The sequence below is a fragment of the Paenibacillus pedocola genome (assembly GCF_031599675.1).
Classification (GTDB): domain Bacteria; phylum Bacillota; class Bacilli; order Paenibacillales; family Paenibacillaceae; genus Paenibacillus_AQ; species Paenibacillus_AQ pedocola.
This window is the reverse complement of the sequence record NZ_CP134223.1, coordinates 5406934-5423673: the sequence shown is the minus strand read 5'-3', so window position 1 is coordinate 5423673 and position 16740 is coordinate 5406934. Positions and strand designations below refer to the sequence as shown.

Annotated in this window: 12 protein-coding genes; 8 read left to right on the top strand and 4 right to left on the bottom strand. The window is 51.5% G+C overall.

Annotation, left to right across the window (positions count from 1 at the left end):
• Positions 1–40: 40 nt before the first annotated feature.
• Genes sdaAB through QU597_RS23995 form a run of 3 tightly spaced genes read right to left on the bottom strand, consistent with a single transcriptional unit; the run spans position 41 to position 3443 of the window.
• A complete protein-coding gene (gene sdaAB, locus QU597_RS24005; RefSeq protein WP_310830143.1) occupies positions 41–709 on the bottom strand; it encodes an L-serine ammonia-lyase, iron-sulfur-dependent subunit beta in 669 nt (222 codons plus the stop codon).
• Positions 699–2162, bottom strand: a complete 1464-nt coding sequence (locus QU597_RS24000) for a M20 family metallopeptidase (protein ID WP_370656212.1) — start codon at positions 2160–2162, stop codon at positions 699–701. Before QU597_RS24000 ends, sdaAB begins: the two co-directional genes overlap by 11 nt.
• Positions 2163–2207: 45 nt before the next feature.
• Positions 2208–3443 (bottom strand): MFS transporter, encoded by a 1236-nt coding sequence (locus QU597_RS23995; protein WP_310830142.1) that lies wholly within the window; start codon positions 3441–3443, stop codon positions 2208–2210.
• A 397-nt stretch (positions 3444–3840) separates the two neighbouring features.
• Between QU597_RS23995 and QU597_RS23990 the strand changes: the two genes are divergently transcribed.
• Both QU597_RS23990 and QU597_RS23985 read left to right on the top strand, forming a co-directional pair.
• Positions 3841–5658, top strand: a complete 1818-nt coding sequence (locus QU597_RS23990) for a helix-turn-helix domain-containing protein (protein ID WP_310830141.1) — start codon at positions 3841–3843, stop codon at positions 5656–5658.
• Between the two features lie 70 nt (positions 5659–5728).
• Positions 5729–6442: a hypothetical protein gene (locus tag QU597_RS23985; protein WP_310830140.1), complete on the top strand. Its 714-nt coding sequence runs from the start codon at positions 5729–5731 to the stop codon at positions 6440–6442.
• A 109-nt stretch (positions 6443–6551) separates the two neighbouring features.
• Here the strand turns inward: QU597_RS23985 and QU597_RS23980 are convergent, their stop codons facing one another.
• Positions 6552–8891, bottom strand: coding sequence for a helix-turn-helix domain-containing protein (locus tag QU597_RS23980; RefSeq protein WP_310830139.1), 2340 nt, complete (start codon positions 8889–8891; stop codon positions 6552–6554).
• A gap of 195 nt (positions 8892–9086) precedes the next feature.
• Between QU597_RS23980 and QU597_RS23975 the strand changes: the two genes are divergently transcribed.
• The 6 genes from QU597_RS23975 (at position 9087) to QU597_RS23950 (ending at position 16714) form a co-directional block, all read left to right on the top strand.
• On the top strand, positions 9087–10610 hold the full coding sequence (locus QU597_RS23975; protein WP_310830138.1) for an extracellular solute-binding protein: 1524 nt from the start codon (positions 9087–9089) through the stop codon (positions 10608–10610).
• A gap of 86 nt (positions 10611–10696) precedes the next feature.
• Entirely contained in the window at positions 10697–11245 is a 549-nt protein-coding gene (locus QU597_RS23970) for a CueP family metal-binding protein (RefSeq protein ID WP_310830137.1), read from the top strand.
• A 739-nt stretch (positions 11246–11984) separates the two neighbouring features.
• Positions 11985–13550 carry an extracellular solute-binding protein gene (locus QU597_RS23965; RefSeq protein WP_310830136.1) on the top strand — a complete coding sequence of 522 codons (1566 nt, stop codon included), beginning with the start codon at positions 11985–11987 and terminating at the stop codon, positions 13548–13550.
• A gap of 133 nt (positions 13551–13683) precedes the next feature.
• Positions 13684–14652, top strand: a complete 969-nt coding sequence (locus tag QU597_RS23960; protein WP_310830135.1) for an ABC transporter permease — start codon at positions 13684–13686, stop codon at positions 14650–14652.
• A 22-nt stretch (positions 14653–14674) separates the two neighbouring features.
• Complete coding sequence (locus QU597_RS23955; protein ID WP_310830134.1) at positions 14675–15550, top strand: carbohydrate ABC transporter permease; 876 nt, start codon at positions 14675–14677, stop codon at positions 15548–15550.
• Between the two features lie 48 nt (positions 15551–15598).
• Entirely contained in the window at positions 15599–16714 is a 1116-nt protein-coding gene (locus QU597_RS23950) for a glycoside hydrolase family 88/105 protein (protein ID WP_310830133.1), read from the top strand.
• The last annotated feature ends 26 nt before the right edge of the window (positions 16715–16740 follow it).

Genomic DNA, 16740 nt, shown 5'->3' with positions numbered 1-16740 from the left:
TGACGCTCCTTTTGGCTTGAGATGATGAAGGAAACCTCCCTTACAGCTTTAACAAATTGACTTCCTGTACTCCGGGCAGCCATGAAATCCGCTCTGCCATATCTTTGTCAATCATCCCGTCACATTCCATGACCATCATCGCCTCGCCGCGTCTGCTCCGGCGGTCAACTGTCATATGGGCAATATTGATCCCGCTGCCCATCAGCAGTCCGGTGACTACGGCGATGACGCCGGGCTCGTCATAGTGGCGGATGATAAGGGTCGGATAGGCTGCCGTCAGCTTGAGGGTGAAGCCGTTGATACGGACGATCTCAATATTACCTCCTCCGATTGAGGTTCCGGTCAGCTGCAGTGTGCGGTTCCCGGAGGGACTGACCAGCGACAATTCGGCTGTGTTAGGGTGAGGATACAGCCCTTTGCCCGGCTCGATGGTGACCGTCATTCCGGCTGCTTCGGCATGGGCAAAGGCTTCAGGCAGCCGGGGGTCGTCGGTTGCCATATTTAGCAGGCCGCCCACAAGGGCTGTATCTGTTCCGTGGCCGCGGTAGGTGGCGGCGAAGGAACCGTACAGCTGAATTTGCGCGAAACCCGGGCATTCCCCGAACATCAGCCGGGCTACGCGTCCGATCCGCGCAGCCCCCGCGGTATGGGAGCTGGAAGGACCGACCATCGCCGGGCCGATAATTGAGAATACATCCTTAAATCGCAAGCTCAGCCGCTCCTGCCTTCGGAGGGTGCACATCCGGCGGGACGAGGCAATCGTAGGCTTCGCCGCCCAGCCGCTCTTTCAGTTCGGCTTGCGCCTTCTCCACGAGCTCCGGCTGCAGCAGTGTCTCGATGGCCGCCGCGGCCATGGCCTTGGCTGCAAAAAGCATCCCTTTGTGGGCGTAGGACGTTTTGCCCTGGGCTACCGTCTGCCAGGCATGGAGCGGGGTTCCGAAGGCCATAGTGGTTGCTCCGCATTGGGCGGTAGGCACGTTCCAGCTTACGTCGGCGACATCGGTCGAGCCGCCCATAAACATTTCCTTCTCGTCCGAATAAGGAACGACGAAGCCTGTCAGCGGCCGTTCGGCAAGCAGAGGTGCCAGTTTAGGGCCGGCCATCGCCGCAGCCTCCTGCTTGTTGCTCTCCGGCAGTGTCTCGTAAATCGCTTTGGCATAAGCATACTCTTCATCTTCGTAAGCAGGAGCGCCCAAAGCGCTAAGATGTTTAAACAATACCCGTTCCAGCGTACTATTGGGGATCAGGTTGGCGCAGGCTCCCTCATAGCGGTACTGCATTTGTGTGCCGGTCATCAGCGCAGCGCCTTCGGCGACCTTGACCAGCCGTGCGAACAGATCCCGGACCTGTGCTGATTTCGGCGCCCGTACCAGATAGGTCACCTCGGCATCGGCCTGTACGACATTGGGGGCGAAGCCGCCGGAGTTCGTGATGGCATAATGAAGGCGGGCCTGGTCGAGCATATGCTCACGCATATAATTGGCGCCGATGTTCATCAGCTCCACGGCGTCCAGCGCGCTGCGGCCCAAATGCGGGGCGGCAGCAGCGTGGGCGCTGATGCCCTTGAAAGAGAACGAGGCGTGAATCACTGCATTCGAGCTGCCGTGCATCACGGCATTCATCGCATGCGGATGCCAGGAGAATGCAGCGTCCACGTCTTTGAAGTAGCCCTCGCGGGCCAGATAGGTCTTGCCATAGCCGCTCTCCTCAGCGGGACAGCCGTAGAAGCGGACTTCCCCGGCAGCCTCCGGATGATCAGCCATATAATCCTTGACCGCCACAGCGGCAGCGAGGGCGCCTACGCCCAGAAGATTATGGCCGCAGCCGTGGCCGTTGCCGCGCGGCTGAACAGGGCGGTATTCACTGAGCCCGGCTTCCTGGCTGAGGTCTGCCAGCGCGTCGTATTCGCCAAGCAGCGCGATGACGGGTCCGCCGGAACCTGTGCGGTAGGAGGCGATGAAACCGGTCGTCAGGCCGGCTACTTCTTTTTCAATACTGAAGCCTTCGGCCTCCAGTGCCCGGATTAATACACCGGCTGACTGGTACTCATCAAAGCGGGTTTCTGCGAACCCCCAGATTTGGTCGCTGGCGGAAGTAAACGATTCTTTTTTAGCTTCAATGACTTCGGATACAAAACGGGTTAGATCGATGGTCATATTCATAAATGAAGGCACCTCATTTTCGTAGTATTGGGTAGGCGTAACGGATCAGGTCGTTTGGGGATCAGCAGGCAGGTCTGGCTGGGTACGGCGGCCCAACAGGAGTGATGCGGAACAAATAACGGCGAACCCAATCAGCATCGTGAAGGCTGAGGTATACGAACCGCCGGAGGCATCGACCAGAAAACCGATCAGCATGGGTGTCAGGAAGCCCGCAAGCTGGGCACCCGTGTTGACGAACCCGCTGGCAGTTGCCGCAACGGTTTCGGGCATTGATTTCACGGATTTAGAAATAATCAGCGTAGACACGAAGCCTGCTGCGATTCGGATAATCGTCTCATAGGTAATGAATAGGGCGATGCTCTCCGCTGTACTCATCAGGTACAAGGCAACGGCAACGATAAGTCCGAAAACGGCGGAGATCTTACGGTCTTTGCCCGCAGGGATGCGGTCCATCACATAGCCGCCCAGCAGCATGGTAACGATGCCGATGAGGCCCGGAATGGCCGAAAGCATGCCCATTTCCTTCAGATTCAGGCCGCGGACGTTGACCATGTACGTAGGCATCCAAGAGGACAGCCCCCAATTGACGGCATAGATGCTGAAATAGCTGAGGAACAGACCCCAGATGATTGGGCTTTTCAGTACTGTTTTTAAGGAAGCATTCTTTTTGGCTGCGGGTGAAGAGATCTGTACGGGAGTGCGGGCGGGTTCTTTAAGGAAGAAAAACATCAGGACGGTAATGACAAGGCCGATGATGCCGAAAATGTGGAACAGAGTCCGCCAGCCGATAGATTCCAGAGCGAAGCCGGAAACAAGCGGCGTGACAACGCCCATAATGGCGCCGGAAGCCAGCATTACAGACATGGCACTGCTGCGCTGGTGGACGGGGAAGTTGACAGCAATAGCCTTCGAGCCGGAGGGGAAGAAGCCGCCCTCACCGATACCGAACAGAAACCGGACTAACACGAGAGAAATCAGGGACCAGGCCGACCCGGTAATCATTGTGAAGACTGACCAGGAGAACAGGGAGAACAGGATGACTTTGCGGTAGCCGAACCGGTCCGCAAGGGCGCCGCCGGGAATTTGCATAATCGCATATCCGAGGAAAAAGCTGCTGAGAATAATCCCTTGCGAAGAAGCACTAAGTCCCAAATCCTCAGAAATGCTGACTACGGCATAATTGATGACGAAGCGGTCCAGATTTCCGAGGCACCAACCGAGAAATAACAGGGCCAGAACAATGTGCTTGAAGTACTTGCTTTGGATCACTTTCGACATCATGTTACCTTCTTTCTCATCAAATGTTATTTATGTTGTGTTGTTATATACAAAATTACAGGATCAAGGGTTTCTTTGCAATGTATGTTCTTATATAATAAAGTTCAACATGATATAAAAACATACATTGACAGAGGTGGGCAGATTGCAGGATTTCATTGAGGATATGTTAAGAAAACACCTGGAAACCGAGGGGTTTTCCGTATGGATCAGCCGTAACTGGACAGAGTGGCGACTCATTCATCAGACTGGAGGCCGCCCGGCTGCTCCTCCCGACCCGGATATACAACTGCCTTTTCGACATCCGAAATCAGAGGTGGATTCGGATGGATCTATGTTAGTTTACCTTCCATATAATAATAATGTATGTATTGCTCTTCGTATCTTTAGAGCACGGGAGATGACAGATGCGGAAATGGAGACGCTCTCCTCTCTGTTGTATCCTTGTTATAGCGAGTTTATGGCCGCTAAACATGAGCATGCTCTTAACGAAATGATGAACAGCATCCGTGACGTTACGCAACTGCTGGATTTGAATGAACTGCTGGAACGCATCCTGGCGAGTGCGCTTGCAGTGATTCCTTATGAAAGCATCGGGGTACTGTGGAGCTACGATCCGGCAATCGATGCATTGAAGGTCAAAGCCCGGGCCGGGGAAATGGGCGAAGAAATGCTCAGGATGAGGATGAAGCCGGGCGAGGGGATCATCGGCAAGACCTATGTGCGGGGTGAGCCTCGGCTATACAACAACATACGCATTCTTGAAGAGGATGTCGGCAATATGTCCGAGGAGAACAGGGGGTATCTGTACACGGCCTATCATTTTGAGAATGTCTGTTCCATCATATCGGTGCCGATTAAGGTAGAGGGGCAGACCGAATGTGTGCTGATCTTCTATCAAAAAGGGACCATCCCCCTGTTCGGCGAGGCGGAGGTACGGCTGCTGCAAAGCTTTGCAGACCAGGTATCGATCGCCATTACCAACGCAAAGCTGTATGCACATCTGAGCGAGCAGAACAAGGCGCTGATCCGGCGGGATGAGATTCACTCCTCCCTGATGAAGCTGTCACTGCAGAATAAAGGAGTCGGCTCCATTGTGGGCGAACTGTCGCGCGTCATCGGCGTGCCGCTGACCTTCGTGGATTTCATTGATAATGAATGGTATCCACGGCGGACAGAAGCAGATAAGGAGTGGAGCATGGAACGGCTGCTGAAGCTTTACCAGTCCCTCACTGCACCGGACTACCTGTCCGTAGTCCCCGGCGAAGGTCAGCATCCATCTCATTATCTTTATCCGATTGCTTCAGCTAGGCAATGTCTGGGTTATCTGATGCTCCGCTCAGAGGGTCCGCTTGAGGCGCTGCAGCTCATCGCTCTGGAGCAGGGGAGCTCTATCCTGGCGCTTGAGCTGATGCGGAAGCAGTCGCTCGCTGAATTTTATTTTAAGAAGACACAGCAGTTCTTCAATGATCTGCGGCTCAGCAAGGAATCAGGGGAGTACTGGGAAAAGTCCGGCGAGATCGGGATTGGACCTTCTACCCGGCTTGCCGTGGGGCTGCTGGAGTTCCCGGAACCGGCCGACCCTTCGGCGCTCAGCACGATGTCGCTGCAGCTGATCTCTTTCCTGCGGGATAAGATGACACTTGCGGTGATGCCGGTTGCCTTTGGCAGTGAGCGCCGGATTACGCTGCTGCTGATTTCGCCGGAAACCTATGTGGCAGGGCAATTGGAACGTAAACTGATTGCCTGTATCAATGATTGGGGCAAGAAAGCCGGGACGCAGTTATTCGGCGGGCTGGGCTCAATCCGAGCGGGGCTGGATGCAGTCAACACCAGCTATCAGGAAGCAGACAAAGCACTGGCCTACCAGAAAACACGGGGGGAATTGGCTCCGATCCGTTATGCCGAAATCGGCGTTAACCGGCTGTTCATCCGGCAGCCTGCAGAGGATTTGGAGGCTTTTATTGCTGAAGTATTCGAACCGCTGCGGACAGCCAAAGGGCAAGCAGCCATGCTTGAGGATACCCTGACTGCTTATATGGCCTGTGGCGGTTCTGCCTCACAGACCGCCTCGGCCCTTCATATCCATATCAATACCTTGTATCAGCGCATCCGGAAAATCGAAGAGCTCCTCGGCATGTCCTTCAGCAGCCAGGAGCATCTGCTGCATCTCCAGCTTGCCTGCTACCTGCGGCAGACGCTGCCCAATGGAAGGTAGTTATAAAGGAAAACGCAGATTATAAATTATGTATAATAGATTGAGAAACGAAGCATAGGGAGGAATGAGATTGAAGGGGAAGAAACTCTGCTTTATCGTACTAATTACTTCGATGCTCTTTCTCCTGGCCGGCTGTGCCAGCGGTACAGCGCATATGACGGTGAAGAAGGACGGGAGTCTAGACCTTGCCCTCAATATTCTGCTGGATGCCCGCACAGAGTCGCTGATCGGAGGGAAGCTGGAGGAAGTACTGGCAACCCGGCTTGCGGCTGCGGACATCCAATTGAATAAGAGCCAAAGCGGCAAATCCACAAAATATCAGTTTATGAAGACGTATACTTCCTTAGAGGATATGCAGGCGACCGCGGGAAATATGGAAATTGTGGACACGCAGGTGATTACAACAGACAAATGGCTGTATACCAAATATGATGTCGAAGCCCGGCCGAAGCTGAACGCCTATTCGGACGAGATCGCAGACGGACTTGGGACGCTGAATGTGCCGAAATCACTGGCAAAGCTGCTGATGCAGAGCTTGGCTGTTAATTTTAAATTAACGCTGCCTTATGACTTATATGGAGCGAATAATGCAGTCTCCCAAGAGGGAAATACCTTAACCTGGCGCATTACGCTGGCGGATTCCGAGCCGCTCCGCCTGGTGGTATATGTACCGGATGTCAAGAACATCGCTATTGCGGGCGGTGGCGTGGTGCTGCTTGCCGCTGCTGCTATTATTTGTTTCATAAGATCAAGGAAGTCGCATACCCCCAAAGCCATTGAATGATAAGGTAATCTTCATTATTATCACAGCGCAACCGAAAGTAACTCCTATTCAAGCCGCCGGTACAGCGTTCCTGCTGTCATACCGGCGGTCTTTGCGTTATGAGCTATACTCAGTAATCATCCGGTACCGCTTTGGGCCGGGAGCTTGCGTTGTCGCGGTATTGGCCAGGCGTCATCCCTTCCTGCTTGCGGAAGGAGCGGATGAAATTCTGCGAATTGTTGTATCTGAGCTTCGCGGCAATGTCCTTAATCGGCATATCGGTTTCCTCCAGCCATTTTTTGGCCATTTTGAACCGGTACATCGCAAGATATTCACTGAAATAATACTGCGTCTCCTTACGGAAGACACTGCTGATATAGTTGGCATTATAATGAAGGCGTGAAGCGCATTCCTCCAGCGTCAGGTCCTTATCATAATCATGCTGCACAATGTCGATAATCTTCTCGGAAATATTATGGTACTGGGCATTTTGCCGGCTGTGGAAAATCCTGATCATCGGCAGAATCACAATACTCCAGAACCAGTCCTCGATTTCGGCGACAATATGCAGATCGGTCAGCTCCTCGAATAGCGAACCGTTCGCATGATAGATCTGATTCAGGCTAATCCCTGACTCCTGCATCATAATGAGGATATTGCCCAGCAGACGGGTCAGCGGAATCTGGTATTCCTGCGGTGACAGTCCAAGCTTAAAAATACAGGCAAACAGCTTATGCAGCAGCTCCTTCGCCTTTTCGGCATCGGCCAGCTTGATCGCATCCATCAGGTCATTTTCAGTATGTGTCGGATAGTTCAAATTGAGATAGTGCTTGCCGGAGTTGATATTCTCATACTGGATGATGATGCCTTTGCCGAGAGTGATCCGGTATTTCAAGGCTTCGAGACCTTCCTTGTAGGCAATAGACAATTTATCAATGTTGTGAAAAGGCAGACTCAAACCGATACTGACCTGCAGCTTCAGGTAATTGTTAATTTCCTGCTGCAGATTCTCCGTTAAGGCATACAGTGTCTGGTGGAAAGATTCCGCATTATCTTCCGTGCTTCCAATCAGCGTGACAACAGCGTGGTCGATGATCACCGGGGCAAGTCTGCCTTCCGGCGGAACGAGCTCTTCAATCATATTATGGGCGGCAAACAGCAGCAGGTGGAGATCTTTTTTGTCATAGCTGCTCTCTGCAGAGTAGTCGATGCTGAGCGTAATGACGGCCATTGTTCTCCATTCCTCTACTAAGGGCTGGTAGCCGTATTGTTCCAGCTCCTCAAGCAGCTCGCGTTTTCTTATATTGCCCTGAAAGGCTTTTGTCAGGAAAAAGGTGCGCACCTGCCGGAGATGCTGGTTCAGCTCCTTTTCGAGCTGCGATTTGGACTGGAATAAATGATGCATCTGCTCGCCGATCGACTGGAACTCATCCGTGAACTTTACTTTGATGCCCGGTCTGCGCAGCCCCATCTGATTCAGCAGCCGCTCGATCGGAGTATACATGCGGCGGGAACCGAGCCAGGCGAGCAGAATGGACAGCAGCAGCATCAGGGCACAGACAATGATTGTGTAGGTCCCGATTTTGCCCGACTCCTTGGTCAGTCCTTCAATGGAGGTTACCGACAGATAGGTCCAGCCGTTCAGCTGCGAGCGCAAATAAGTGACAGAGTAATCCTGCTTACCGATGACAGTCTTGAATTGTCCTGTAGGCTTGACTTTGCCGGAAACAAGCGGAAAATCCGTAAATCCGCTGGCAACGGCAGGCTGGCCGATCAGCGTCTTATCCGGGTGCAGCAATATTCTGCCGGATTCATCAAGGACAATAATACTGTCCAGCGGATCTATCTCAGAGTTGATGAAATCCTGAAGGCTGCAGGCCGGGATATTGGCAAGGGCCAGCCCGTATTTTTGCAGCTTGGAGGTGGGCAGCTTCTTGATCAGACTGATGCTGTAATCACAGCCGGTAACGTTGATGCTCTCCTCGCTGTAGAACAGGGAAGAGGGGTTGAGTACCCAGGAGGTGGAGTCGGGCACATTCATCAGGTTGGCAAGCTGCTCATAATTCTGGTATTCGTTCAGGCGGTAGAGCCCGGAATTTTTGATCATCCAGTTTTCCCGCTGATTCAGCAGAATTACATCTTCCAGCTTCGTGTCAAAGGACTGCATATTACGGATTTCATTTCTCAAGTCGTTATATAAAATGAAATCGTTTACATTTAGCGGGTTATTCAAAGCTTTTTTGAGTACAGAAGAATTAACGACCTGGTTAAGGGTCTGGTTGACAGTAGTCAGCTTATGCTCTACATTTGAGTTAATTTGTAAAATGAGTTCCTTTTTGCTTTTGTTAACATTTTTTTGAATTTCGCTGGAGGATGTGAGATAAGAGAAAGAACCGATGAACAGCACAGGAAGCGTACTGATTACAAAGGTGAATAAAGTTAATTTACTCAGGAAGCTTAAGTGTTTCACTGGATTCAGCACCTTTACTTTAGGTAGAAACAGTCTGTTTTAAGTTTATGCATCACGAAGGATAATAACAATAATCATCTGGTGCCGCAATAATCATTATCTCTAATAATGACTACCGTTTGAAGAATATTCAATAATTAGCAGTTATATCAATACATAATGCTTAGGATTATTTCTATTAAGGAGGAACCAGGAATGTTCAGAGACCTCACACGCAGACTGGTAGTCCGGTATTTCTGCCTGCTTGTCATACTCCCGTCTTTTTTATTAAGCGCTTGCAGTAATGAAAATTCTGTTCAGCCGGGTCCCGGCCAGACTCCGCCGTCGATCTCGATTCTGGCTCCGCTGCATTTTCCGCAAACGCCTTCGAAGGAAATCGTAACGGAAATTGAGAAGCTCACCGGCGTGAGGCTCAATATTACCTGGGTTCCGGAAGGCGTCTATACGGATAAAATGAACACCGCCCTAACGACCAATTCGCTGGGGAAGGTTACGTTTGTTAAATTTACCGATTATAATCTGGTGAAACCGGCGATCCGTTCGGACGCTTTTTGGGAAATCGGCCCTTATCTTAAGGAATTTCCGAACCTGCAGCAGCTCGATCCTGCGATACTCAGCCAGTCCGCCGTGGACGGCAAAATATACGGCCTGTATACCGAGCGGCCTTCTTCCCGGCAGGGCATCATCATCCGTAAGGATTGGCTGGATCATCTTAAGCTAAGCAAACCGCAAACGCTGGATGAGCTGTATGAGGTCATGAAGCAGTTTACCTATAAGGATCCGGACGGCAACGGCAAGCAGGACACAATCGGCCTGGTTGACCGCAATGATCTGGTCTATGGCGTATTCAAAACGCTCAGCTCTTATTTCGGCACGCCGAATAACTGGAAGCTGGACAACGGGCAGTTCATCCCGGAATTCGCGACATCTCAATATATGGACACGATGAACTTCATGCGCAAGCTATATAATGAAAAAATCATCAATCAGGACTTCGCTCTGACCAGCAAGGAAGTACAGCGGGATAAATTCATCCGCGGGACTGCGGGGGTCTTCATTGGAAGCATGACGGATGTGCAGCGGCTCTCTATTGAAGCGCAAACGATTAATCCGCGGGCCGAACTCACCCTGATCAACCGGATTAAAGGGCCGGACGGCTACAAAGTATGGTCGATCCCCAACTACAACGGGCTGTATCTGTTCTCCAAAAAAGCGATTGCGACGGAAGGTGAACTGAAGCAGGTGCTGCGCTTTTTTGACCGGACGATGGATAAAGATGTAGCGAATCTGATGAGGTACGGGATCGAAGGCCGCCACTACAAGCTCGAGAACGGGAAGGTCATTCTGCCGGAGGAAACCTCGCAGCTGCGGGTGAATGAGGTCAGCCCGCTGTATTCTCTGATGATCGCCGATATCAGCAACAAGAACGTCATGGAGGTGGCGCAAAAAGAGCAGCTGACCGCCCTGGCGGATCAGCTTAGCCAAGACAACGAACAGTTTCTCGTGGACGATCCGACACTCACGCTGAGCTCTCCGACCTTTGATGAAAAGAATGTGGAGCTCTCAACGATCATTGTGGATGCTACTTATAATTATATTATCGGCAATATCAATGCTGCAGAGTTTAAGAAGGAAGTGGAAAAATGGAAATCCAGCGGCGGCAGTCTGATCATGCAGGAGTACGCTGAGGCGGAGGCCAGAGCGGGGAGCGGGCAGTAGGAAGGCATATTGTCATAGATTCGTCTTGTCTGCAGGAGTGCTCCCTGGACTATAATAATAGTAGAGAGACTGGAGGATGACATTCTATGAGAAAACAAGTCTTGCTGACTGCCGGATTTGCCGTAGTCATTGGCTTAGGAACATACCTGTATGCAGAAAATAACGCCCGGGAAAGTGCAGACCCAAGCCCGGCGGATACGCAAACCCTTAAACAGCTGGTACACGATTACAGCAGCCGCAGTATCACCGCAGAATCGGCTTCCATTTCATCAACCCAGCTGATCGTCAAAGAGAGCGATGGCAAATCGGCTACTTACAGCTTGCCGGGTGACGAGTTTTTTGTCTCAATTGCACCCTATATCAATCAGACACATCCATGCGCAACCCATAGCTTAACCGGTTGTCAGGGCGAGATGGTGGAACAAGAGTTCACCCTGTCCGTCCAGGATGCCGAAGGCAATCCGGTAATGAACAACGAAACGGTGAAATCCCAGCCTAACGGATTTATCGATCTGTGGCTCCCGCGGGATAAGACGTATCATGTTACCATTGAACAAAATGGCAAAAAAGCCGAGTCTGACATTTCTACATTTGAGAAAAATGATACTTGTGTAACTACTATGCAGCTGGGCTAAGCTAGCAGAAGCGGAAGCATACCCTTGTGCAGAATAAAAGCAGAGCAGGTGCCTCTCCTACAGGAGGAGCGCGGCTCTGCTTTTTTAGTCTGGTTGAAAGAAACCCCTCAGAGAGGTGAGAAGTAACGGAGGGGGAGTTTGGAACTGTAGGAGCGGTAGCGTCCGCCTTTGTCTGCAGATGTTATCCGATGAAAGCGATATAATCGTAAACATCTGCAGACAACAGCGGCCGGAAGTCCAAACATTCCCCGCAGTTACGACTCCACCTCCCAGCACTTTGTATCACCCGCCGCAAACCGGAGCGGCGGTAATCCCCTGCCCCTTTCAACCGGATAAGTTGAAAGGAACCCCTCAGAGAGGTGAGAAGTAACGGAGGGGAAGTTTGGAACTGTAGGAGCGGAAGCGTCCGCCTTTGTCTGCAGATGTTATCCGCTGAAAGCGATATAATCGTAAACATCTGCAGACAACAGCGGCCGGAAGTCCAAACATTCCCCGGAGTTGCGGCCATCACCTATCGGGTCGCTTGGTATTCCCCGGAGTTACCACTCCACCTCCCCAGGCATCTCCCCAGCATTCCCCTCAAGTTTCCTTTCACCTTATCCCCCTATCACCCGATAATCATTTCCCCAGACTCCCGCTCCAAAGCCCCTACTATGAGTAAATGATTGTTTTCGTAACCTGGGCGAGGCTGTAGTGTGAGGCTTGTAACCAATACAAGTCAAACGGAGGTCAAAAAGGTATGACGAAAAAATCCTTTACCCTGCTTCTTAGCTCGCTGTTAACATTCAGTATGCTGACTGCGGCGTGCGGCAACAACAACAACGGCAATAATGAAGCAGCGGCCACCACAGATCCCGGCACCAGCGGCGGAACCAATACCGCAACCACAGAGCCGGCACCAGAGCCGGAAAAACCGACAGAAATTAAGATTATGCTTCCACTGAATACGGCAGAAACCCCTCCGGATACAATTAAGGCTGAAGTGGAGAAGTTGACCAATACGAAACTGACTTATCAATTTTTCCCGGCGGATACCTATGAAGAGAAGCTGAATTCTTCCTTCGCCACGGGCTCCCTGCCGCAAGTGACTTATTTGAAGAATCAGACCACGTTCATCCAGATGAAAGAATCGATCAAGGACGGACAGTTTTGGGAAATTGGACCTTACTTGTCGGAGTTCCCGAACCTCAACAAGCTGAAACCGGAAATCCTCAACAATACCAAAGTGGAAGGCAAGCTGTACTCGCTGTATATCGGCCGTCCGCTGGCCCGTCAGGGGATCATCTACCGCAAAGACTGGGCGGATAAACTCGGACTGAAGGCTCCAGCCAATCTGGATGAACTGTTCGCTATGGCCCAAGCCTTCACGGAGAAGGATCCGGATGGCAACGGTAAAAAAGACACGATCGGTCTCGTGGACCGCAATGAGCTGGTGTACGGGGCCTTCAAAACCGTCTCCTCCTGGTTCGGCACACCGAACAACTGGGGCGAGAAGGATGGCCAGCTTGCACCGGAATTCACCTTCCCGCAATACATCGACACGATGGATTTCTTCAAAAAGCTGCGTGACGGCGGATACATGAACAAGGATTTCGCAGCCACCAGTAAGACGGATGCCGTAAACATGTTTGTCAGCGGCAAAGCAGGGCTGTACATCGGCGGTTCCATGCAGGATATCGACACCCTTAACAAGGACCTGATCAAAAACTTCCCGGATGCTGTGCTGGATACGCATAGTATGGTAGCCGGACCTGACGGCAAATTCGCCCAATGGATGATTCCAGGTTATAACAACGTTGTGCTGTTCCCGAAATCTGCGGTTAAGGATGAAGCTGAGCTGAAGAAGATTCTGGCCTTCTTTGACAAGATGATGACTCCGGAAGTGGCCAACCTGATGTACTGGGGGATTGAAGGCAAGCACTACACCGTTGTAGACGGCAAAGCTAAACCGGCAGACGACAAAGAACTGATTGAACGCGAGGTCAAAGGCTATAAGGACAGCGTGATCGGTGAATACGAAACCAATGGCATGTACCAAAGCTTGAACGTACTGCCTGGACGGATTCATGCCGAGGAGCTGGTGCTTGAGAATGTCAAAGTGGGTGTAGCAGATCCGACAGCTGCTCTGGATTCGCCGACCTATACTTCTAAGGGTGTTGAGCTTCAGCAGATTATTACGGATGCCACTTACAACTATATTTATGGACAGCTGGACAAAGCCGGATTTGAAAAACAAGTGGAAGCCTGGAAGAGCCGCGGCGGAGCGGCCATTATCGAGGAATACAACGCTGTATACAAAAAATAGAATGCCGCTTGTGAACATGTATCGCAGATAATCCAGTGTACAGAAGGCTGGCGAAGCAGCTTCGGCAGCCTTCTTTTACCACACCAAACCCACAGTCAGGCTGGAAATTTAGGAATCAGAAAGGAAGAGGATTATGCAGGAAGTCACCGCTCAGGCTAGTAGGGTTCCCGAGCTGAAACCCGTAAGCTATAAGAGCAGCAGTGAGCTCAAAAAGCGGCTGTGGAGAAATAAATATCTGTACGTCATGCTGATACCGGGAGTGCTGTTTTTCGTTCTTTTTAAATATCTGCCGATGTACGGACTGATTATTTCTTTTCAGGATTACAAGCCTTATCAAGGCATCACCGGCAGCGAATGGGTCGGCATGGAGCATTTCAAACGCCTGTTCACCGAGCCGGATTTCCTCAATATCCTGGGTAACACGCTCATATTGTTCGGAATGAATATTGTTTTTTATTTTCCCGTGCCGATTATCCTCGCTCTGATGCTGAATGAGCTCAGGGGCACATTCTTCAAACGGTTTTTTCAGACTCTCGTTTACCTGCCCCACTTCATGTCCTGGGTAATTGTCGTCTCCATCACCTATGTTATGGTCACGATGGACGGAGGGATTATCAACGAGCTGTTGATTTATTTTGGCTTCGAGCCGATTAACTTTCTGCTGAATCCGGGCTGGTTCAGGCCGATGTACATCATTCAGATTATTTGGAGGGAAGCGGGCTGGGGAACGATCATTTATCTGGCCTCCATTGCCGCTATCGATCCCGGGCTGTATGAAGCTGCACGTATGGATGGTGCCGGACGGCTGAGACAGATTTGGCATATTACCCTGCCGGCGATCCGCAGCGTCATCATTACCCTGCTCATTCTGAAAATTGGTTCCGTGCTGGATCTTGGATTTGAGCATGTCTACCTGATGCTGAACTCCATGAATAGAGAGGTTGCGGAAATTATTGATACGTATGTCTATACTGCTGGTTTGAGACAAGGGCAGTTCAGTTACAGTACAGCTATCGGATTCTTCAAATCGGTTATTGGGCTGATTATGGTCATGTCCGTCAACAAGCTGTCCAAAAAAATGGGCGAAGAAGGCGTTTATTGAGAGACTGCGGGAGGAATTGAAAATGGTAGAAGACAGATCTATAGGCGGCAGAATTTTTGCTGCGGTTAACTTTACGCTGCTGGCCCTCATTGCGCTCGTGACGGTGCTGCCTTTTATTCACGTGGTGGCAGGCTCCTTCACAACGAGTGCGGAAATCGCAGCGAGCAAATTTGTCCTAATCCCGAAAGTGTGGAGCTTTGAAGCGTATAAGTTTATTTTTTCCACGGATACGATTTTTAAAGCGATGGGTGTGTCGATTGGGGTTACGCTGATCGGTACTTTGTTCAGTATGTTCATCACGGCGCTGATGGCTTACGGCCTCTCGCGAAGAGATCTGGACGGACGGAATGTGGTCAACTTCCTGGTCGTGTTCACGATGCTGTTCCATGGCGGAATGATTCCTACATTTCTTGTAGTGAAGGAGCTGGGGCTGATCGATTCCTATGCGGCGCTTATTCTTCCGTCTGCGATCAGTGCGTTCAACATGATTATTCTCAAAAACTTTTTCCAGAACATTCCGGAGGGTCTTGAGGAATCCGCCAAAATCGACGGCTGCAACGACTTCGGCATCCTGTTCCGGATCGTGCTGCCCCTGTCCATGCCGGCGATCGCGACCATTTCGCTGTTCTACGCGGTTACCTATTGGAACACTTATATGAGTGCGATTCTGTATCTGGATGACAGTGCCAAGTGGCCGATTCAGGTGCTGCTGCGGCAAATCGTCGTGCTGGCCAGCGGGATGGATCACAGCTCCACCCTCGATGCGGCTGTTCCGCCGCCAGACCAGGCGATCAAGATGGCTGTTATCGTCGTGGCAACCCTGCCGATTCTGATGGTATATCCGTTCCTGCAGAAGCATTTTGCCAAAGGAGCCATGCTGGGTTCAATGAAGGGATAACTACGGTACAGAGACTCTGATACTGATATGGAAGGGGTAGGAAGAGAGATGATAGGCAGTCTGCCAAAAACGCCCATGGAATGGGCCCGCAAGGCCTGTGATTCTTTAATGGATATTTATCAGGCGGGAGAGCTTCCTCCTGCCCACCGCTGGCACTACCATCAAGGCGTATTTCTGTGCGGAATGGAGCTGCTGTGGCAAGCTGACGGGGAAGAGCGTTATATCGAATATATTCAGGCGTATGTAGATGATCTTGTGGATGAATACGGTAATTTCTATTTTGCCCGGGATGAGCTGGATGCGGTACAGGCGGGGCTGCTGTTGTTCTCGCTGCATGAGCGGACAGGCAAAGAGAAGTATAAGACTGCTGCGGAGAAGCTGCGGAATCTGCTGCGGACGGTCAACCGGACGTCCGAAGGCGGCTATTGGCATAAGGATAAATATCCGTATCAGATGTGGCTAGACGGTCTGTATATGGCTGGGGTCTTCTCGCTGAAATATGCGAATGTCTATGGCGAAGAAGAGCTGCGTCAAAGTGTACTCCATCAGGAGAAGCTGATGCGCAAATATATGAAAGATGAAGCTACGGGGCTGCTCTATCACGCCTGGGATGAGAGCCGGCGTATGCCTTGGGCCGATAAGGATACGGGCTGCTCCCCTGAGTTCTGGAGCCGCTCGCTCGGCTGGTACGGTCTGGCCCTGTCACAGTTTCTGGACCTGCTGCCGGCAGAGGAGCCGGGACAGCCGGAGCTGGCCGCTGCACTGAGTGAATTCGTGCAGGCGCTGATCCGCTATCAAGATCCGGTGAGTGGTCTGTGGTATCAGGTTGTTGACAAGGGTGCTGAGCCGGACAATTGGCTGGAGACTTCCGGCTCCTGCCTGTTTGTGTATACCATTGCCAAAGCGGTGAAGCTGGGCCTCACTACTGATGAATCAGGAGCTGCTCTTGCGGCCCGTAAAGGCTACGAGGGACTGATCAGGGTGCTTCAGCAGGATGAACAGGGCCGGCTGATTCTCCCGGACATCTGCATCGGCACCTCAGCGGGTGATTACGAGAACTACGTCACCCGACCTAAAGTAAGCAATGACCTTCACGGCGTTGGGGCGCTAGTGATGGCTTGTGTGGAGATGCAGTCCCTGTACGGGGCGGGCTCAAAGAGCTGATGCTGGCTGAGGCTTGAGAGGAGAGA